Genomic DNA, 18,710 nt, shown 5'->3' on the forward strand with positions numbered 1-18,710 from the left:
ACGAATCCTCTTCCGACCGCTCGGTCAGGCGAGACCGGGGAACTTCGCCGTCACGCCCTCGAGCAGGGTCGCCGGGCGCTGCTCCTCGCCCGCCTGGGCGCTGAGGACCACCAGGGCGCCGGTCAGCGCGGGCACGGCCCACTGCAGCAGCTTCAGCTGCCGCTGGGCGGCGGCGACGTCGCTGGGCGTGTGGGCCGACGGCTCGGTGCCGGACTCCGCGGGCACGGCGGTCTGCTGCGACACCCGCTTGCCGAGGGCGCGGCTGTAGGCGGTGACGCCCAGGGCCGCGACAGTGAGCCCGGTCTTCAGCACGACGGTGCGTCCGGCGCCCTTCTGGGCCGACACGCGGCCGGCGTCGCTGGCGAGCATCCCGATGCTGCCGACCAGGTGGGCGGCGATGGCCGCGGCGTTGACCGGGGTCCACCGGTCCCAGCCGACGTTGGCGACCGCGCCCGTGCCCTGGGCGGAGTCGGCCTCGGCCGCCGCGGGGTTGAGTGCCGTCGCGTTGGCCAGCGTGCCGCCGAACCAGGCGGCCAGGCCGACGTCGTGGAGCGAGCGGGACAGGGTGTTCGTGGACATGGGTCCTCCGTCGGGGGTGGTGTGGATGCGAATCAGGTCCGTACCCGTGGCGATCCGATCCATGCCCGGCCGCCCCTCCGGAGAGGGGGCTTCAGCGCCCGAGGTCGGGCACCACCTCGGCGCCGGGCAGGTCGGCGAGGAGGCGCCCGGGCAGCAGCAGCTTCGAGCGGCGCACGCCGCTGCCCAGCACGACGACGGGCTCGTCGAGCAACGCGTCGTGCACCATGACCCGCCACCCGGCGGGCAGCCCGACCGGGGTGATGCCGCCGTACTCCATCCCGGTCTCCGCGACCGCCCGCTCCACCGGCAGGAACGAGGCCTTGCGCACGTCGAGCATCCTGCGGACGAGGGTGTTGACGTCGGCGCGGGTGTCGGCGCGCACCACGCAGGCCGCAATCCGCTCGTCGCCGGCCCGCGAGCCCGCGACGACCACGCAGTTGCCGCTGGCGGTCATGGGGATGTCGTACGCCTCGCTCATCGCCGCCGTGTCGGCGAGGTCGGGGTCGATCCCGACGACCGCCACCTCGCCGGCGCCGGCCCACCCGGCCAGGGCGGCGGCGACCGGAGGGGCCACGAGGTCCGGGTGCTCGACGGCGGGCAGCGAGGCGAGGGCGGGGAACGACGGCAGCGGCGGGAGCGTCACGCGGTCATCATGCGCCATTCACCCGCACGCCACCCGGCGGTCCCGTGCGCCGGTCACGGTGGCTGCATGACGGTGACCCGCGAGGCGCCCACGGGCCGGACGGCCAGGACCTCGTCGTTGGTCCTCACCCCCGCCGTGGTCGCGCACCGCGGCGCCAGCGGCCACCGTCCCGAGCACACGCTCGAGGCCTACCGCACGGCCATCCGGATGGGCGTCGACGACATCGAGCTCGACCTGGTCTCCACCCGGGACGGGGTGCTGGTCGCCCGGCACGACCTCGAGCTCAGCACGACGACCGACGTCGCCGACCGCCCCGACCTCGCCCACCTGCGGCGGACCCTCACCGTCGACGGCGTCGCCCAGCGCGGCTGGTTCGTCCAGGACCTCACCCTCGCCGAGCTGAAGACCCTCGCCACCCGCGAGCGGATGCCGGGCACCCGGCCCGGCAACACGCTGTACGACGGCGCGGAGGGGGTGCCGACGCTCACCGAGGTGCTGGCGATGGTCGGCGCCGAGTCCGCGCGGCGCGGACGTGCGGTGGGCGTGCTGCTCGAGCTCAAGCACGCCCTGCACCACGACCGGATCGGCCTGCCGCTCGACGTCCCCCTCATGCGCGACCTGGCCCGTCACGGCCTCGACCACCCGTGGGCGCGGGTGACCCTGATGTCGTTCGAGACCACGATCCTGCGGCGGCTGGCCGCACGCACCCGGCTGCCGGTCGTGCAGCTGCTCGAGTCCGCGCACCGGCACCCGGCCGACCTGCTCGCCGCGGGGGACACGCGCACCTACGGCGACCTGCTGACGCCCGACGGCCTGGCGTGGGTCGACGAGTACGCCGACGGCATCGGCCCGCACAAGTCGCTCGTGCTGCCGCGCGACGGCGCGGGGGCGATCGGCGCCCCCTCGGCCCTGGTCGGCGACGCGCACCGGCGGGGCCTGACCGTGCACGTGTGGACCGTCCGCGGGGAGAACCGCTTCCTGCCCACCAACCTGCGCCGGGGCGACGCGCCCGACGCGCTCGGCGACATGCTCGCCGAGGTCGGGGCCCTCCTCGCGGCCGGCGTCGACGGGGTGATCACCGACCACCCGGAAGCGGCGCTGGCGGCGCTGCGCACGGTGACAGGCACAGCCTTGCACCGGCGTACGCTCACCTCGTGACGACAGCCGGTGCCGCCTCGACCGCCCTCCTCGAGCGCATCCGCGCGTCCGTCATCGGCGACGACCAGGTCATGCAGGGCCCCTACGGCCCGCGCCGGGTGACCTACGCCGACTACACCGCATCGGGCCGCAGCCTGACCTTCATCGAGGACTTCATCCGCCACGAGGTGCTGCCGGCCTACGCCAACACCCACACCGAGGCCAGCGGCACCGGCCTCCAGACCACCCGGCTGCGCGAGGACGCGCGGCGCATCATCCGCGACGCGGTCGGCGGCGACGACGAGACGGTCGTGGTGTTCTGCGGCTCCGGCAGCACCGCCGCGATCGACAAGCTCATCGGCATCCTCGGTCTGCGGATCCCCGCTGGGCTCGACGACCGGTACGACCTGAGCGCCGCGATCCCGGCCGACGAGCGGCCGGTGGTGTTCATCGGACCCTTCGAGCACCACTCCAACGAGGTCAGCTGGCGCGAGACGATCGCCGACGTCGTGACGATCCACGAGGACGCCGACGGCCGGGTCTCCCTCGACCACCTGCGCGAGGAGCTCGAGCGCCACGCCGACCGGCCGCTGAAGATCGGCTCCTTCTCCGCCGCCTCCAACGTCACCGGCATCGTCACCGACACCGAGGGCGTCGCCGACCTGCTGCACGAGCACGGCGCCCTCAGCTTCTGGGACTTCGCTGCCTGCGCGCCCTACGTCGACATCGAGATGTCGGGCCCCGGCCGCTCGTACAAGGACGCGATCTTCATCTCGCCGCACAAGTTCATCGGCGGCCCGGGGACCCCCGGCGTGCTCGTGGTGCGCCGCGAGCTGATGACCAACCGGGTTCCGGTCGTGCCCGGCGGCGGCACGGTCATGTACGTCAACCCGACCGAGCACCGCTACCTCGACGACAAGGCCCACCGCGAGGAGGGCGGCACCCCCGCGATCGTGGAGTCCATCCGCGCCGGCCTCGTCTTCCAGCTCAAGCAGGCCGTCGGGGTCGAGACCATCCAGGCCCACGAGGAGGAGATGCTGCGGCGCGCGGTCGGGGCCTGGCAGGCCGAGCCGTCGATCCAGATCCTCGGCAACCTCGCCGCGCAGCGGCTCTCGATCGTGTCCTTCGTCGTCAGGGCGCCCGACGGGACCTACCTCCACCACAACTTCGTCGTGGCCCTCCTCAACGACCTGTTCGGCATCCAGACCCGCGGCGGGTGCTCGTGCGCGGGTCCCTACGGCCACCGCCTGCTCGACATCGACCTCGACCGCAGCCACGCCTTCGAGGCGCAGATCGCCACGGGGTGCGAGGGCATCAAGCCCGGCTGGGTGCGGGTGAACTTCAACTACTTCGTCGACGAGGAGGTCTTCGCCTACGTCGTGGAGGCCGTCCGCCTCGTGGCCCGCGAGGGCTGGCGGCTGCTCGGCGACTACCGGTTCGACCCGCTCACCGGTCTGTGGCGCCACCGCACCGGCCCGGTCGAGCCGCCGATGAGACTGGCCGACGTGACGTACGCCGAGGACGGCACCATGACCTGGCCCGCGCACACGCAGACGGCCCCCGTCTCGGTGCTCCGGGAGCACCTCGACGAGGGCCGCGCGATCATGGCCGCCGCATCCCCTCCGGACTGGTCGGACACCGCCCACCTCGGCGCCGAGCTCGACGACCTCCGGTGGTTCGCCCTGCCGGCCTGCTCGCTGGCCTAGGGCCGGTCGGACCCCCGGCGCGACGGCCACACCGACGCGGCGAGGCCGGCAGCACCGGCGGCGAGCCAGGGGACCGGCAGCAGCCAGCGCAGCTGGGAGGTCTCCACCACGTCGCCCTGGACCAGCGCCCACACCAGCACCAGGCCGGCGAAGGCGACGCCCATCACGAGCTGGCCCACGTTGACGGGGTGCCAGCCGGACGGCCGGGACGGGGCGTCGAGCGGACCGGTCATGGGCTCGTCGTACATGTCGTGCTCGGACATCGCGGTGCTCCTCAGGCGGCTTCGCGGACGAGGACCTCGCCGGCGAACAGGTCGATGGTGACGGACAGGTCGGGGACGTCGTCGCCGCCGTCCCGGAAGGACTCCACGGTGATGTCGAAGCCGTCCTGATTCCGGTCGAGGACGCGGACGTCGCCGGCCGCGACCTGCGCCCGGACGTCGACGTCGACGCCGTCGGGCACGACGACCTCGACCTCGCCGCCGAAGCCGTCGATGGTGAGGTCACGACCGTCGAGGGCGTCGAGGTCCTCGACGTCGCTGAGGTCGAGGGTGAAGCGGCCGCCGCCGAACTCGTAGGCCTCCTGGACCTCGGCGGCGCTGGTCGGTGCGTAGGAGCGGTCCTCGTCGTCGACCTGGGAGCCGACCGTGGCGACGGCGGTCGCCGCCGCCGCGACGAGGCCGAGCGCGATCAGCCCACCCGCGCGGCCCCAGAACGAGCCCACCAGCAGCATCGCGGCGACGATGCCGAGGGCGAGGGCGGGGTACGCGCTGTCGGCCACGGCGATCCCGGCGAGGTCGATCACTCCGAGCACGCCCTCCGCGAGCGCGACGAGCGCGAGGGTGAAGAGGAACAGCCTGGGTCCGCGCTTGCGGGGCCGCGGTGCCGGTGCGTAGGACGACCACTGCCCGGGCTCGCCGACGGGACCGTAGGCCGTCGTCACGCCGTGGTGGGCGGGCGCCGCGTCGTCCCAGCCGTCGTCGCGCTCGTCGCCCCAGCCGTAGCCGTGGCCCGTGCCGTAGCCGGTGCCGTAGCCCTCCCGCGCCGCACCCCGGGCGGGGGCGCCCTTCTGCTTGTTGTGCAGGAACCACACGACCAGCGCCGCGATGATCGCCAGCGGCCACGGGAACCAGAACGCCCCCGCCCAGTCGCCGAGCGCGCAGACCACCGCGAGCACGCCGACGCCGGCCAGCGCCAGCGTGCGGCTGCGCTCGTCCAGGCCGAGCGGCTCGTCCTGCGTGCCCTCCTCGGGCACGAGGATCCACGCGCCGATGTAGAGCAGCAGGCCGGCACCGCCGAAGAACACCGCCACGACGAGCGCGACGCGGACGATGATGGCGTCGATGTCGAGGTGGCGGGCGATGCCGGCGGCGACACCGGCGACGTGCCGGTCGGTGACGCTGCGGCGCAGCCGGCCGAGGTCCTTCATCTCCTCACGGGTGACCCGTGGTCCCGACGGCGGGCCGGTCGGTGGGCGGTCACCGGTCGGGGGCTGCTCGGCTCCGGTGCCGGTGGTGGGGCTTGCGTTGTCCATGGCTCAACTCTGCGCCGCCCCGCTCGGTCGCACCATCGGGGACAGCCCTGATCCGCGGGCGCCGGGCGGGGTCCCGGCTCAGGGTCGGCTCGGGGTCAGTCCTCATGGTCCGGCACGTGCGTGCCTGCGACGATGGAGCCACGATGACGCATCCCGGCTCCGCCCACCCCTCGACCCCTGCCCCGTCCGCCACGCGGCGCGCCGACGGGTCGCGTCGTGCGTACCGCGACACCAACACCGCCATCGTCGGCGGCGTGGCCGCCGGGCTGGCCGAGCACCTCGCGCTGCCGGTGCTGTGGGTGCGCGGGTTCTTCGTCGCCACCGCCTTCCTCGGCGGCTTCGGGCTGATGCTGTACGCCGGGCTGTGGGCGTTCCTCCCCGCCGGCCAGCGCTTCGACGTCGGCGCCCCCGGCCTGGAGAGCGCCACCCGCACCGGCAAGCGGCCCGGTCGTCGGTCGCGGCTGCGCGACGCGGGCCCGGCGATCGCGCTCGGCGCCCTGTTCTTCGGCGTCGTCCTCGGCGTGGAGGGCATCGTCGGGCGGGGCGCCTTCTTCTGGCCGGTCGTCCTCGGCATCGCCGGCGTCGCCCTGCTCTGGCGCCAGGCCGACGAGGCGCAGCGCGAGCGCTGGATGGACTCGACGGGCCGCATCGACCCGTTCCGCGCGATCTTCGGCAACGGCGGCTGGGCGGCGTACGTGCGTATCGCCGCCGGCCTCGGCCTCGTCCTCACCGCCCTGATCGTCTTCGCCGTCGCCGCCGGGCAGGCCAGCTTCGCCGTGCCGGTCCTGGTCTCCGGGCTGCTCGGCCTGGTCGGACTCGCGATCGTGGTCGGGCCGTGGGCGCTGCGCCTGGTCGACGACCTGTCGGCGGAGCGCGCCGAGCGGGTGCGCACGCAGGAGCGGGCCGACATGGCCGCGCACCTGCACGACTCGGTGCTGCAGACCCTCGCCCTCATCCAGAAGAACTCCCACGACTCCACGACCGTCGCCCGCCTGGCCCGCTCGCAGGAGCGCGACCTGCGGCAGTGGCTCTTCGAGGGCGAGTCCGCCGACGCCACGACGCTCGCCGGTGCCCTCAAGGAGATGGCCGCCGAGGTGGAGTCGCAGCACCCCGTGGTGGTCGACGTGGTGACCGTCGGCGACTGCGACCTCGACGAGGCGCTGCGACCGGTCGTGCTCGCCGCCCGTGAGGCCGTCGTGAACGTCGCAAAGCACGCCGGCACCCAGCGCGCCGACGTCTACGCCGAGACCACCCCCGCCGCCGTCGACGTGTTCGTCCGCGACCGCGGGACCGGCTTCGACGTCGACGGGGTGGCCGCCGACCGCCAGGGCGTGCGCAGCAGCATCGTGGACCGGATGGCGCGTCACGGCGGCAGCGCGGACGTACGCTCGGCGCCCGGCGACGGCACGGAGGTCCGGCTGCACATGCCGCGCGCCGGCCGGTCGCAGGACCGGCACCAGGACCACCACCCGGAGCGCCCGGACCACCACCAGGACCACCACCAGGACGACCGCGAGCAGCAGGAGAGCCGATGACCCAGACCACCGCCGCCGGACCCGTGAGCGTCGTCCTGGTGGACGACCACGCGATGTTCCGTGCCGGAGTGCGCGCCGAGCTGGCCGCGAGCGGCGCCGGGGTCGTCGAGGTCGTCGGCGAGGCGGCCGACGCCGACGCCGCGGTGGCCGTCGTGCACGAGCTCCGCCCGCAGGTCGTGCTCCTCGACGTGCACCTCCCCGGCGGGGGCGGCGTGGAGGTCATGCGGCGCCAGCCCTCGCCCGAGACGCTCTACCTCGCGCTGTCGGTCTCGGACGCCGCCGAGGACGTCATCGGCACCATCCGCGGCGGCGCACGCGGCTACGTCACCAAGACGATCACCGGCCCCGAGCTCGTCGACGCGATCACCCGGGTGGCCGGCGGCGACGCGGTGTTCTCGCCGCGGCTGGCCGGTTTCGTGCTCGACGCCTTCGCCGGCTCCATCGACGTGGCCGCGGTCGACGAGGACCTCGACCGCCTCACCGAGCGCGAGCGCGAGGTCATGCGGCTCATCGCCCGCGGCTACGCCTACAAGGAGGTCGCCAAGGAGCTCTTCATCTCGGTGAAGACGGTGGAGACCCACATGTCCTCGGTGCTGCGCAAGCTACAGCTCTCGAGCCGGCACGAGCTGACGAAGTGGGCGTCCGACCGCCGGCTCCTCTGACGCAGGCACGTGCCCGATGGGGTGGGGCGACGATTGACAACCCCGGGCCGAGGCGGTTCGGTCAGGGGATGGCCGACTCCGCCACCATCCCGCGTCCGGACGAGGACGACAGCGAGCTCAAGCGGTCCATCACCGGGGCGCAGCTGTTCTTCTACACCCTCGGTGACGTGCTCGGCTCCGGTATCTACGTCCTGATCGGACTCGTGGCCGCCGCGGTCGGCGGTGCCTTCTGGATCGCCTTCGCCGCCGGCGTCACCGTCGCGGCGATCACCGGCGCGGCGTACGCCGAGCTCGTGACGAAGTACCCCCGCGCGGCCGGCTCCTCGCTCTACGTCCAGAAGGCGTTCGGCAACAAGGCCCTGACCTTCCTGGTCACCGTGTCCTTCCTGTCCGCGAGCTTCGCGGCCACGGGCTCGCTGGCCACCGGTTTCGCGTCGTACTTCACCGAGCTCTGGTCCGCGCCGCCGGCGCTGCTGGTCTCCCTCGTCTTCGTGGCCCTGCTCGTCGTCGTCAACTACATCGGCATCACCGAGTCGGTCGTGATGAACATGGTGATGACCTTCGTCGAGGTCAGCGGCCTGCTGATCATCATGCTCATCGGCATCTGGCACGTCGCCGAGGGCGGTGCCGACTTCGGGACGCTCACCGACATCAGCGTCTCGGGCAACCCCGCGCTGGCGGTCCTCGCCGGTGTGGCGCTGTCCTTCTTCGCGATGACGGGCTTCGAGAACACCGCCAACGTCGCGGAGGAGACCATCGACCCGCACAAGGCGTTCCCGCGCTCGCTGGTCGGCGGCATGGTGGTGGCCGGCCTGGTCTACGTCCTGGTCTCGATGGCCGCGGCGCTGTCGGTGCCCACCGACCAGCTGGCCGACGAGGGCAACGGACCGGCGCTGCTGCAGGTCGTCGAGTCGGGCATCCTGCCGATCTCGACCGACTTCATGACGAAGCTGTTCACCATCATCGCCCTGATCGCGATCACCAACACCACGCTGGTCACCCTGGTCACCCAGCCGCGGATCCTCTACGGCATGGCCCGCGAGGACGTCGTGCCCGGCGTCTTCGCCAGGGTGCACACCACCCGTCGCAGCCCGTGGGTGGGACTGCTGTTCAGCGGCCTGGTCGTGGGTGGACTGCTCGTCACGGGCTACGCCGTGTCGGCCGCCGGAGGCGGCCTCGACCTGGTCAACAGGCTGGCGACCGTGACCGTGGTGTTCCTGCTCGCCATCTACGCCCTCGTGATCGTCACCTGCCTCAAGCTGCGCGGGCACGACGAGGACGAGCGCGCCTTCCGGGCCAACACGCCGCTCCTCCTGCTCGGCCTGGTCGGCAACCTCGCGATCCTCTACTACGCCGTCTACGACGACCCGTCCTCGCTGATCTGGTGCGCCGGCCTCGTCGCCGTGGGTGTCGTGCTCTACCTGGTCGAGCAGCTCTTCGGCGGAGGGTCGAAGCCTCGGCCCGGCACCGTCTCACGGACGCCCAAGGGAGACCTCTGATGCATGTCATCGTCGCCACCGACGGATCCAGGCAGTCGCTCGCGGCGGCCAAGCACCTGAAGTCCTTCGCGGACCCGGCCAAGATCACCGAGGTCTCCATCGTCGCGGTGATCCGGCCGCTGGCCTCGGTCGCCTTCGCCGACGACCTGTCGGAGGACGGGTTCGAGGGGTCCTTCCGCGACGCGGCGCAGAGCGCGGTCGACCGGATCGCCGCCGTCTTCGACGGGTGGGGACCCAAGGTCAACAAGCGCATCCGCAGCGGGTCGGCGGCCAACGAGATCATCAAGGCGGCCCGGCAGTACGAGGCCGGGCTCGTGGTGGTCGCCTCCGGCGGGCGCGGACTGAGCGACGCCGTGCTCGTGGGCAGCACCGCCCAGCGCGTGCAGCACTACGCGCCCTGCCCGGTGCTCGTCGTACGCCCCGCCCCCCGGAAGCCGAGGAAGCGCTGAGCCGGTCCTAGGGTGTCCGCATGGAGACCCTGCGGCTGGTGCTGCTCTTCGTCCACATCCTCGGCTTCGCCGCGCTGCTCGGCGGCCTCCTCGTGCAGCTGCGCGGGACGACGAAGTCGGTCAACGCGCTGATGCGCGACGGGTCCGGCACGGCGTTCCTGGCCGGCCTGTTCCTCGTCGGCGTGCTCGAGAGCCTCGGCTCGCCCGACCACGCCAAGATCGGCGTGAAGTTCGCGATCGGCCTGGTCATCCTGGTGCTGGTGATGGCCAACGTGCGCAAGCCGAGCATCCCGAAGGGCCTCTACCTCGGGCTGCTGGCGCTGACGGTGGCCAACATCGCCGTGGCGGTCTTCTGGTCGCCCGTGCACGCCTGACCGGGTTGTCCCACCTGCCGCATAGGCTGGGCAGGTCATGAGTCCTGCAGAAGCACCCGGTCGAGCTGCCTCGCCCGCCCTGATCGACCACCCCCTCCTCGAGGGGCTCAACGAGCCCCAGCGGGCGGCCGTCACCCACGCCGGTGCGCCGCTGCTCGTCGTGGCCGGCGCCGGCTCCGGCAAGACGCGGGTGCTCACCCGCCGCATCGCCTGGCTGATCAACGAGCGCCGGGCGCACCCGGGGTCGATCCTCGCCATCACCTTCACCAACAAGGCGGCGGCCGAGATGAAGGACCGCGTCGAGGAGCTCGTCGGCAAGCGCGCCCGGATCATGTGGGTCTCGACGTTCCACTCCGCCTGCGTGCGCATCCTCCGCAAGGAGATCGACCGGGTCGGCTTCAAGTCCAACTTCTCGATCTACGACGCCGCCGACTCCAAGCGGCTGATGACCCTGGTGCTGCGCGACCTCGAGCTCGACCCCAAGCGCTACCAGCCCAACGCGGTGCTCCACTGGGTCTCGGACCAGAAGAACGAGCTGCGTGACGCCGAGGACGCCGCCAAGGAGGCGCGCAACTCCTTCGAGGAGGCCTACGCGAAGGCGTTCGCTCACTACCAGCGGCGGCTGCGCGAGGCCAACGCCCTCGACTTCGACGACCTCATCATGACGACCGTGCACCTGCTGCAGGCGTTCCCCGACGTGCGGGAGAACTACCGCCGGCGGTTCCGCCACGTGCTCGTCGACGAGTACCAGGACACCAACCACGCCCAGTACAGCCTCATCCAGCAGCTGTGCGGCGCGTCGTTCGAGATCGACGCCGGGCCGGAGGGCGAGGGGGCCGAGCCGGCCGAGCGCGTCGAGCCGAGCGAGCTGATGGTGGTGGGCGACGCCGACCAGTCCATCTACGCCTTCCGCGGCGCCGACATCCGCAACATCCTCGACTTCGAGCAGGACTTCCCCGACGCGACCACCATCCTGCTCGAGCAGAACTACCGCTCCACCCAGACGATCCTGAGCGCCGCGAACTCCGTCATCGGCAACAACCGCGGCCGCAAGCCCAAGCGGCTGTGGACCGACGCGGGCGAGGGGGAGCGCATCGTCGGCTACGTCGCCGACGACGAGCACGACGAGGCGCGGTTCGTCAGCGAGGAGATCGACAAGCTCACCGACGACGCCGGCGTGCGCCCGGCCGACGTGGCCGTCTTCTACCGCACCAACGCCCAGTCGCGCGTGTTCGAGGAGGTGTTCATCCGCACCGGCCAGCCCTACAAGGTCGTCGGCGGCGTCCGCTTCTACGAGCGGCGTGAGGTGCGCGACGCGCTGGCCTACCTCCGCATGCTGGTCAACACCGCCGACGAGATCTCGCTGCGGCGGGTGCTCAACACCCCCAAGCGCGGCATCGGCGAGCGCGCCGAGGCCTGCATCGCGGCGCTGGCCGAGCGCGACCGCACCACCTTCTGGGAGGCGCTGACCCGCGCCGCGGAGGCGCCGGGGCTGGCCACCCGCAGCCTGAAGAACATCGAGGCCTTCGTGGCGATGGTCCAGGAGCTCCAGTCGATGGTCGAGGCCGACGAGCGGCCCGACGTCATCCTCGAGTCGGTCCTCGAGCGCTCCGGCTACCTCGCCGAGCTCGAGGCCAGCGACGACCCGCAGGACGGCACCCGCGTGGAGAACCTCGCGGAGCTCGTCGCGGTCGCGCGCGAGTTCGCGGAGGACCCGCAGCCGGGGCCGAGCGCCGACCCGGCGGAGGTCGAGGCCGGCACGGTCGCCGTGGGGCTGGGTGACTTCCTCGAGCGGGTCGCCCTGGTCGCCGACGCCGACCAGATCCCCGACGCCCCGGGCGGCGACGACTCCGGCGTGGTCACGCTGATGACGCTGCACACCGCCAAGGGCCTGGAGTTCCCGGTCGTGTTCCTCACGGGGCTGGAGGACGGCGTGTTCCCGCACCAGCGCTCCTTGGGCGACCAGCCCGAGCTGGAGGAGGAGCGTCGGCTGGCCTACGTCGGGCTCACCCGGGCCCAGAAGCGCCTCTACGTCTCCCGTGCGCTCGTCCGCTCCGCCTGGGGCGCGCCCAGCCACAACCCCGCCAGCCGGTTCCTCGACGAGCTCCCGGTCGACCTCGTCGACTGGCGGCGCACGGCGGCCGAGCAGACCCGCTGGGGCCGGCCCGACCTCACCGGCGGACCGTCCCGGCTGGGCACGCCGACCGAGGCCGGCCGGCGCAACTTCAGCTCGGCCGCGCTGCGCGCGGACGCCGCGGCGAAGGCCAAGCCCGCGCGGGCGATCCCGAGCCTCGAGCCGGGGGACCGGGTCGTGCACGACTCCTTCGGCATGGGCACGGTTGTGGCGGTGGACGGGGTCGCCGAGAAGTCCGTCGCCTCCATCGACTTCGGCTCCGAGGGCGTCAAGCGCCTGCTGCTGCGCTACGCGCCGGTCGAGAAGCTGTAGCCGCCGGGGCGTGCCGGCGTACGGCGTACGGCGTACGGCCCCCGCGCCCCGCCGATCGGTGCGTGAGGCAGGTTCTGACGGTCGGAAACCTGCGCTACGCACCGCCAGCCAGGCGAGCGGTGCGTGGGGCAGGTTCCGCAGGCCGGGAACCTGCGCTGCGCACCGCGGTCGCCGAGCGGTGGGTGAGGCAGGTTCTGACGGTCGGAAACCTGCGCTGCTCACCGCCACCCGCGGCGAGCGGTGCGTGAGGCAGGTTCTGCAGGGCGGAAAACCTGCGCTGCGCACCGCCGGCCGCGCGGAGCGGTGCGTGAGGCAGGTTCTGCAGGTCGGAAACCTGCGCTGCGCACCGCCAGCCGCGGCGAGCGGTGGGTGAGGCAGGTCCTGACGGCCGGAAAACCTGCGCTACGCACCGCCAGCCGCGGCGAGCGGTGCGTGAGGCAGGTCCTGACGGCCGGGGGGCCTCGGTCAGGGAACGATGCCGTGCTCGACGAACGCCTGGAACGGGTCGACCGGGCCGCCTCCGCCGGGTCGCACCTCGAGGTGGAGGTGCGAGCCCGTCACGTTGCCGGTGGCTCCGACGGTGCCGATGGTCTCGCCGCCGTTGACGCGGTCGCCGACCGAGACGTGGATCGAGGTCTGGTGGCAGTACCAGATCTCCGTGCCGTCATCGAGCGTCACCACCGTCTTGTTGCCGTAGGCGCCGTCGTAGCCGGTCTCGGTCACGGTGCCGTTGGCGACCGACATGATCAAGTCGCCGCTGTTGGCGTTGAAGTCCAGGCCGGTGTGGTAGCTCGCCCATAGGCCGTACTGGCCGAACGTCGCGGTGATGCCGTAGCTGGCGAGGGGGAGAACCCACTTGTTCTCCTTGATCTTCGCCGCCTGCTCCTCGGCGGCCTTGCGGATCTCCGCCAGCTTCGCCGCGCGCTCGGCCATCTGCTTCTCGGCCAGGGCGATGAGCTCGGGATCGGTCTCCTCGGCACCGGAGTCGCGGGTGTCGCTGCGGCTGACGACCGCGCCGCGGCGCGCGAGCGCCTGGCCGGTGACCGAGCCGATGGAGCCGCTCGCCTCGACGGCGGAGCCGGTGGAGGTGAGGGCGGTGACGCCGGCGCCCGACGCGGTCACCGCGCCACCGGCGGAGACGGCGAGGACGGCGACGCCGGCCACGAGGGGGAGGGAGGGCAGCGCGAGCACGGGACGGCGGGACGGCGTGGCGCGTCGCTTGCCGGTCGTGGGTGCAGCCGATGCCGAGGTGCGTCGCTTGGGAGCGCGCTCCGCTCGGTGGTTGCCCATGAAGGAACACCAATCTGCCGGGTCAGGGGGGTGGGGGTCGGCGAGACCGCGCACGACTGTAACGGAAAGATCACGACAACGTGCAACCCTCGACCAAATTTGTGCAAGTACCCCGCTCGGCGTCCGATAAACGGGGCGAAGCATTTCAGCGACGGGCCGCCTCGTAGCGCGCCAGGGCCTCCCGCCGCTCCGCGGCGTGGTCGACGACGCGCTGCGGGTAGCCGTGCTCGTAGCCCACCTGGGATCGCCACGGCTCGTGCGCAGCGCTGCCCGGCAGGTGCCGCAGCTCGGGCACCCAGCGGCGGACGTAGTCGCCGTCGGGGTCGAACTTGAGGCCCTGGGTGACCGGGTTGAAGACGCGGAAGTAGGGCGAGGGGTCGGTCCCCGTGCCCGCGACCCACTGCCAGCCGTGGCTGTTGGAGGCGACGTCGCCGTCGATGAGCAGGTCGAGGAAGTGCCGGGCGCCGAGGGTCCAGTACACGTGCAGGTCCTTGGTGAGGAACGAGGCGGTGATCATCCGCACGCGGTTGTGCATCCACCCGATGCTCGCCATCTGCCGCATCCCGGCGTCCACGATGGGGTAGCCGGTGCGGCCCTCGCGCCACGCGTCGCTCGCCGCGCCGGGCTCGTCGTACGTCATCCGGGCGAGCGCCGGCTTCAGGTCGCTCCACGCCGAGGCGGGCGCGTGCCACAGCACGTCGGCGTAGAACTCGCGCCACGCCAGCTCCTTGGCGTACGTCGAGCCGGCGTCGACCTCCGCCAGCAGGGAGCGGGGGTGGAGCACCCCGAGGTGGAGGTAGGGGGACAGGCGCGAGGTGCCGTCGTGGTCGGGACGGTTGCGCTCGGTCTCGTACGCGCCGAGCGCGCGGTCGCGGAAGTCCCGCCAGCGCCGCCGGGCCGCGTCCTCGCCGGCGTCGGGCAGCTCGACGGGCGCGTCGTCCACCGCCCTCCTCAGCAGGTCGAGCGCCTCGCGGTCCGACTCGCCCTCGCGGACGTCGGGCGACGCCGGCGCGGGCGCCGGCTCCGACCAGCCGTGCTCGCGCCAGGCGCGGGCGAAGGCCGAGAAGACCTGGAAGGGGTCGCCACCCCCGGTGCGCACCAGGCCCGGCCCGACGGCGTACGGCGACCCGGTGGCGACCAGCTCGACCCGCTCGCCGACCGCCTCGTCGCGGCGCCGTCCGTAGGGCGTGGTCTCCGCGGAGACGTGGACCCACCGGCCGTCCGCGACGTCGGGCACGACGTCGCGCGGGTCCCCGAGCCGGACGGTGAGCGGGATGCGCTCGGCGAGCGACAGCACGTTGGCCGCCAGCCACGCCCGCCGGGCGGGGCCGGCGGAGGACCAGATCGCGGGGTCGAGGACGAACAGCGCCGTGGTCGTCCCGTCCTCGAGCGCCGCCAGGAGCGCCGGGTTGTCGCGCAGGCGCAGGTCGCGCCGGAACCACATCACCGAGGACGTCGTGCCCGAGCCGGTCGAGGACATGTCCCTCAACCTAGCCCGGGCGTGAGCACCACCACGCGCACCCGATCTCGTGCGACCCGCTCCGGGAGGTCTAGGGTGCCGAGAGGGAATCCCCCGCCACTGTTCGCAGACGAAAAGGACCGGTCACCTCGTGGACCTGATGGAGTTTCAGGCGAAAGAGCTGTTCGCCAAGCATGGAGTAGCGACCACCCTCGGTGTCGTCGCGGAGACCCCGGAGGCGGCCCGCGCGGCAGCCGAGGAGATGGGCGGCGTCACCGTCATCAAGGCGCAGGTCAAGGCCGGCGGTCGCGGCAAGGCCGGCGGCGTGAAGATCGCGAAGACCGCCGACGAGGCCGAGTCCTACGCCCGCGACATCATCGGGATGGAGATCAAGGGCCTGCGCGTGAACCGCGTGCTCGTCACGCCGGCCACGCCGCCGGTCGAGGAGTACTACTTCTCCTTCCTGCTCGACCGCTCCAACCGCTCGCACCTGTGCATCGCCTCGGTCGAGGGCGGCGTGGAGATCGAGGAGGTCGCCAAGACCAACCCCGAGGCCGTGAAGCAGATCCGCATCGACGCGCTCGAGGGGGTCACCCCGGAGAAGGCCGCCGCCATCGTCGACGAGGCGAAGTTCCCCGCCGAGCTGCGCGACCAGGCCATCGAGATGGTCCAGAAGCTGTGGCAGGTCTACGTCGAGGAGGACGCGACCCTCGTCGAGGTGAACCCGCTGGCCCGCCTCGAGGGCGACAAGCTCGAGGCGCTCGACGGCAAGGTCTCCCTCGACGACAACGCCTCCGAGGTCCGCCACCCCGAGCACGAGCAGTTCGAGATCCGCGAGGAGGCCGACCCGCTGGAGGCGAAGGCCAAGGACAAGGGCCTCAACTACGTCAAGCTCGACGGCCAGGTCGGCATCATCGGCAACGGCGCCGGCCTCGTGATGAGCACCCTCGACGTCGTCGCGTACGCCGGTGAGGCGCACGGCGGGGTGAAGCCCGCCAACTTCCTGGACATCGGCGGCGGCGCCAACGCGCAGGTCATGGCCGACGGCCTCGACGTGATCCTCAACGACGAGCAGGTCAAGAGCGTCTTCGTCAACGTCTTCGGTGGCATCACCGCGTGCGACGAGGTCGCCAACGGCATCAAGGGTGCGCTGGAGATCCTCGGCGACGCCGCCACCAAGCCCCTCGTCGTCCGCCTCGACGGCAACAACGTCGACAAGGGTCGCGCGATCCTCGACGAGCTCAACCACCCGCTGGTCACCCAGGTCGACACGATGGACGGCGCGGCCGACAAGGCCGCCGAGCTCGCCCACCAGGCCTGAGAGAGAGAACTGAACAGATGAGCATCTACCTCAACAAGGACAGCAAGATCATCGTCCAGGGCATGACGGGCGGGATGGGTGCCAAGCACACCACCCTCATGGTCGAGTCGGGCGCGAACATCGTGGGCGGCGTCAACGCCCGCAAGGCCGGCACGACCGTCGAGCTGGGCGGCAAGGAGCTGCCGGTCTTCGGCACCGTCGAGGAGGCCATGAAGGAGACCGGAGCGAACGTCTCGGTCGCCTTCGTGCCGCCGGCGTTCACCAAGGACGCCTGCATCGAGGCCATCGACGCCGAGATCCCGCTGCTCGTGGTCATCACCGAGGGCGTCCCGGTGCTCGACACCGCCGAGGTCGTCGCCTACCTCGAGGGCAAGTCCACCCGGATGATCGGCCCCAACTGCCCCGGCATCATCACCCCCGAGGAGTCGCTGGCCGGGATCACGCCGCACACCATCGCGGGCAAGGGCCCCGTCGGCCTGGTCTCGAAGTCGGGCACGCTGACCTACCAGATGATGTACGAGCTGAAGGACTTCGGGTTCACGACCGCCATCGGCATCGGCGGCGACCCGATCATCGGCACCACGCACATCGACGCGCTGGAGGCCTTCGAGAACGACCCGGAGACCAGGGCGATCGTGATGATCGGCGAGATCGGCGGCGACGCCGAGGAGCGTGCTGCGGCGTACATCAAGGAGCACGTGACCAAGCCGGTCGTCGGCTACGTCGCCGGCTTCACCGCCCCCGAGGGAAAGACGATGGGCCACGCCGGCGCCATCGTGTCGGGCTCGTCGGGCACCGCGCAGGCGAAGAAGGAGGCCCTCGAGGCCGCCGGCGTCAAGGTCGGCAAGACGCCGTCGGAGACCGCCGCGCTGATGCGGGAGATCCTTCAGGCCCTCTGATCCACCGCGCCTTCGAGGCGACGCTCGAGACGGCTCCGTAGGTCATCCTGCGGGGCCGTCCGTGCGTCGTGGCGCCCCGGCCGCCGCGCGTCCCACAGGACGCGCCACACGACGTGCGCGCCGAGCAGGCGCACCGGCGCGACCGCGTTGAGCCGCCGCGGCGAGGGCAGAGTCGGGCAGGCCGAGCTGGCCAGCGTCGAAGGAATGGACATGTCTAGCACCCCGTTTTCGTGAACACGCACATCGCTGGGTTCTTCCCCGTCGTCCTGGTGGCCGCGTCGGCCCGTTCGTCCAGCGATGCGAGCGAGCCCTCACCGTACGTCTGGACCAGCCCCCGGGCCGCACCGACCCGCGTGACCTCGAGGACCGAGCTGCCCGGGCCGCTGACGTCCGGCGACCCCGTGGGCGCCCCGGTGGGCTCCGTGGGCTCCGCGGCGGGGTCGATCGACCCGTCGGCGAAGACGCCCAGCGCCGAGACGGTCTCGCGGAGCGGCTCGACGGTCCGGTGGACGGCCTGCGGCGACTCCGCGCGGGTCCATCCGCCGTACGTCGAGGCGACTAGCAGGGCCGCCCCGACGGGCACGACGTGGACGACCGTCGCTCCGGTGCCGGGGGCGCCGTCGACGACGTAGGTCTGCACGAGCGTCGTGGCGGGCGGCGGGGCGAAGGGGGACCCGACCACCTCGGTACGGGTCTGCACGACCTGCCGGCCGCTCGAGGCCGCGGGCTCGCAGGTCGAGGCGAGGTCGGCGAGCTCCTGGGCGACCGCGACCGCCTCGTCGGGGCTGCCGAGCAGCACCAGCTCGCGGGTGTCGGCGGCCTCCCCGCCGCTGTCGTCGGCGACCATGCGGTCGCGGATGCCGAGGCCGCGCAGCGGGGAGGAGCCGCAGAGCTCGAGGTCCCGCAGGCCGGTGCCGGTGCGAGCGGTGGGGATGCTGTCCTGCGGTGCGCCCATCCCCGTCGAGAGGGGGAAGTCGTCCGGGATGGAGGTGCCGGGCACGGAGCCTGAGCGGGAGTCAGCGCCACCGGCGGAGCCGCCCGAGGACCCGCGCGCCGTCGACTCGTCCGCCGACCGGTCGCCGCAGCCGCCGAGAGGCAGCAGGCAGGCGAGGGCGGCGGTCACGAGGCGCGCGCGGGCGGTCATGCCTGCTGAGACAGCCCGGGGACGGAAAAGGTT

Annotated in this window: 17 protein-coding genes; 10 read left to right on the forward strand and 7 right to left on the reverse strand. The window is 72.5% G+C overall.

The genetic code is table 11. From position 1 onward, the window contains the following. Positions 1 to 24: 24 nt before the first annotated feature. Together J3P32_RS12420 and J3P32_RS12425 are read right to left on the reverse strand one after the other, a co-directional pair. On the reverse strand, positions 25 to 579 hold the full coding sequence (locus tag J3P32_RS12420) for a hypothetical protein (protein WP_210440058.1): 555 nt from the start codon (positions 577 to 579) through the stop codon (positions 25 to 27). Positions 580 to 670: 91 nt separating this feature from the next. Then, complete coding sequence (locus J3P32_RS12425) at positions 671 to 1,222, reverse strand: YbaK/EbsC family protein (protein ID WP_307861678.1); 552 nt, start codon at positions 1,220 to 1,222, stop codon at positions 671 to 673. A 66-nt stretch (positions 1,223 to 1,288) separates the two neighbouring features. Between J3P32_RS12425 and J3P32_RS12430 the strand changes: the two genes are divergently transcribed. Then, positions 1,289 to 2,380: a glycerophosphodiester phosphodiesterase family protein gene (locus tag J3P32_RS12430; RefSeq protein WP_210440062.1), complete on the forward strand. Its 1,092-nt coding sequence runs from the start codon at positions 1,289 to 1,291 to the stop codon at positions 2,378 to 2,380. Further along, on the forward strand, positions 2,377 to 4,065 hold the full coding sequence (locus J3P32_RS12435) for an aminotransferase class V-fold PLP-dependent enzyme (RefSeq protein WP_307861679.1): 1,689 nt from the start codon (positions 2,377 to 2,379) through the stop codon (positions 4,063 to 4,065). Before J3P32_RS12430 ends, J3P32_RS12435 begins: the two co-directional genes overlap by 4 nt. On the opposite strand, the gene J3P32_RS12440 is transcribed toward J3P32_RS12435, so the two are convergent. After that, positions 4,062 to 4,328: a hypothetical protein gene (locus J3P32_RS12440; RefSeq protein ID WP_210440064.1), complete on the reverse strand. Its 267-nt coding sequence runs from the start codon at positions 4,326 to 4,328 to the stop codon at positions 4,062 to 4,064. The two genes, J3P32_RS12435 and J3P32_RS12440, sit on opposite strands and share 4 nt — an antisense overlap. A gap of 11 nt (positions 4,329 to 4,339) precedes the next feature. Beyond that, the gene (locus tag J3P32_RS12445) at positions 4,340 to 5,599 is read right to left on the reverse strand and encodes a PspC domain-containing protein (protein ID WP_210440066.1); all 1,260 of its coding nucleotides are present in this window, start codon (positions 5,597 to 5,599) and stop codon (positions 4,340 to 4,342) included. A 143-nt stretch (positions 5,600 to 5,742) separates the two neighbouring features. On the opposite strand from J3P32_RS12445, the gene J3P32_RS12450 reads away from it, so the two are divergent. The 6 genes from J3P32_RS12450 to pcrA all read left to right on the forward strand — a co-directional run bounded on the left by J3P32_RS12450 (position 5,743) and on the right by pcrA (position 12,564). Continuing rightward, on the forward strand, positions 5,743 to 7,134 hold the full coding sequence (locus J3P32_RS12450) for an ATP-binding protein (RefSeq protein ID WP_210440068.1): 1,392 nt from the start codon (positions 5,743 to 5,745) through the stop codon (positions 7,132 to 7,134). After that, positions 7,131 to 7,796 (forward strand): LuxR C-terminal-related transcriptional regulator, encoded by a 666-nt coding sequence (locus J3P32_RS12455; RefSeq protein WP_210440070.1) that lies wholly within the window; start codon positions 7,131 to 7,133, stop codon positions 7,794 to 7,796. The genes J3P32_RS12450 and J3P32_RS12455 overlap by 4 nt, the downstream gene beginning before the upstream one ends. A gap of 68 nt (positions 7,797 to 7,864) precedes the next feature. Further along, the gene (locus J3P32_RS12460) at positions 7,865 to 9,295 is read left to right on the forward strand and encodes an APC family permease (protein ID WP_210440072.1); all 1,431 of its coding nucleotides are present in this window, start codon (positions 7,865 to 7,867) and stop codon (positions 9,293 to 9,295) included. Continuing rightward, positions 9,295 to 9,744 carry a universal stress protein gene (locus J3P32_RS12465; RefSeq protein ID WP_210440074.1) on the forward strand — a complete coding sequence of 150 codons (450 nt, stop codon included), beginning with the start codon at positions 9,295 to 9,297 and terminating at the stop codon, positions 9,742 to 9,744. The genes J3P32_RS12460 and J3P32_RS12465 overlap by 1 nt, the downstream gene beginning before the upstream one ends. 20 nt (positions 9,745 to 9,764) lie before the next feature. Further along, on the forward strand, positions 9,765 to 10,118 hold the full coding sequence (locus tag J3P32_RS12470) for a hypothetical protein (protein ID WP_210440076.1): 354 nt from the start codon (positions 9,765 to 9,767) through the stop codon (positions 10,116 to 10,118). A gap of 37 nt (positions 10,119 to 10,155) precedes the next feature. After that, a complete protein-coding gene (pcrA, locus tag J3P32_RS12475; RefSeq protein WP_210440078.1) occupies positions 10,156 to 12,564 on the forward strand; it encodes a DNA helicase PcrA in 2,409 nt (802 codons plus the stop codon). A 465-nt stretch (positions 12,565 to 13,029) separates the two neighbouring features. Here pcrA and J3P32_RS12480 read toward each other — a convergent pair whose 3' ends face one another. Continuing rightward, the gene (locus J3P32_RS12480) at positions 13,030 to 13,854 is read right to left on the reverse strand and encodes a M23 family metallopeptidase (protein WP_210440080.1); all 825 of its coding nucleotides are present in this window, start codon (positions 13,852 to 13,854) and stop codon (positions 13,030 to 13,032) included. A 145-nt stretch (positions 13,855 to 13,999) separates the two neighbouring features. After that, entirely contained in the window at positions 14,000 to 15,334 is a 1,335-nt protein-coding gene (locus J3P32_RS12485) for a cryptochrome/photolyase family protein (RefSeq protein ID WP_210440082.1), read from the reverse strand. A 130-nt stretch (positions 15,335 to 15,464) separates the two neighbouring features. Here J3P32_RS12485 and sucC point away from each other — a divergent pair, with 130 nt between their 5' ends. Continuing rightward, complete coding sequence (gene sucC, locus J3P32_RS12490) at positions 15,465 to 16,634, forward strand: ADP-forming succinate--CoA ligase subunit beta (protein WP_210440083.1); 1,170 nt, start codon at positions 15,465 to 15,467, stop codon at positions 16,632 to 16,634. A 17-nt stretch (positions 16,635 to 16,651) separates the two neighbouring features. After that, positions 16,652 to 17,533 (forward strand): succinate--CoA ligase subunit alpha, encoded by an 882-nt coding sequence (sucD, locus tag J3P32_RS12495; protein WP_210440084.1) that lies wholly within the window; start codon positions 16,652 to 16,654, stop codon positions 17,531 to 17,533. A 214-nt stretch (positions 17,534 to 17,747) separates the two neighbouring features. On the opposite strand, the gene J3P32_RS12500 is transcribed toward sucD, so the two are convergent. Next, complete coding sequence (locus J3P32_RS12500) at positions 17,748 to 18,677, reverse strand: hypothetical protein (RefSeq protein WP_210440086.1); 930 nt, start codon at positions 18,675 to 18,677, stop codon at positions 17,748 to 17,750. Positions 18,678 to 18,710: the final 33 nt, after the last annotated feature.

This window comes from Nocardioides xinjiangensis (assembly GCF_017916385.1).
In the GTDB taxonomy this organism is placed as follows: Bacteria; Actinomycetota; Actinomycetes; order Propionibacteriales; family Nocardioidaceae; genus Nocardioides; species Nocardioides xinjiangensis.

Excerpts from the sequence above, each read along its gene's own strand:
- J3P32_RS12450 (WP_210440068.1), top strand. The coding sequence starts at position 5,743 with ATGACGCATCCCGGCTCCGCCCACCCCTCGACCCCTGCCCCGTCCGCC.
- pcrA (WP_210440078.1), top strand. The coding sequence starts at position 10,156 with ATGAGTCCTGCAGAAGCACCCGGTCGAGCTGCCTCGCCCGCCCTGATC.
- J3P32_RS12480 (WP_210440080.1), bottom strand. The coding sequence starts at position 13,854 with ATGGGCAACCACCGAGCGGAGCGCGCTCCCAAGCGACGCACCTCGGCA.
- J3P32_RS12455 (WP_210440070.1), top strand. The coding sequence starts at position 7,131 with ATGACCCAGACCACCGCCGCCGGACCCGTGAGCGTCGTCCTGGTGGAC.
- J3P32_RS12460 (WP_210440072.1), top strand. The coding sequence starts at position 7,865 with ATGGCCGACTCCGCCACCATCCCGCGTCCGGACGAGGACGACAGCGAG.
- J3P32_RS12445 (WP_210440066.1), bottom strand. The coding sequence starts at position 5,599 with ATGGACAACGCAAGCCCCACCACCGGCACCGGAGCCGAGCAGCCCCCG.
- J3P32_RS12500 (WP_210440086.1), bottom strand. The coding sequence starts at position 18,677 with ATGACCGCCCGCGCGCGCCTCGTGACCGCCGCCCTCGCCTGCCTGCTG.
- J3P32_RS12470 (WP_210440076.1), top strand. The coding sequence starts at position 9,765 with ATGGAGACCCTGCGGCTGGTGCTGCTCTTCGTCCACATCCTCGGCTTC.
- J3P32_RS12485 (WP_210440082.1), bottom strand. The coding sequence starts at position 15,334 with ATGTCCTCGACCGGCTCGGGCACGACGTCCTCGGTGATGTGGTTCCGG.
- J3P32_RS12430 (WP_210440062.1), top strand. The coding sequence starts at position 1,289 with ATGACGGTGACCCGCGAGGCGCCCACGGGCCGGACGGCCAGGACCTCG.
- J3P32_RS12420 (WP_210440058.1), bottom strand. The coding sequence starts at position 579 with ATGTCCACGAACACCCTGTCCCGCTCGCTCCACGACGTCGGCCTGGCC.
- J3P32_RS12465 (WP_210440074.1), top strand. The coding sequence starts at position 9,295 with ATGCATGTCATCGTCGCCACCGACGGATCCAGGCAGTCGCTCGCGGCG.
- J3P32_RS12440 (WP_210440064.1), bottom strand. The coding sequence starts at position 4,328 with ATGTCCGAGCACGACATGTACGACGAGCCCATGACCGGTCCGCTCGAC.
- sucD (WP_210440084.1), top strand. The coding sequence starts at position 16,652 with ATGAGCATCTACCTCAACAAGGACAGCAAGATCATCGTCCAGGGCATG.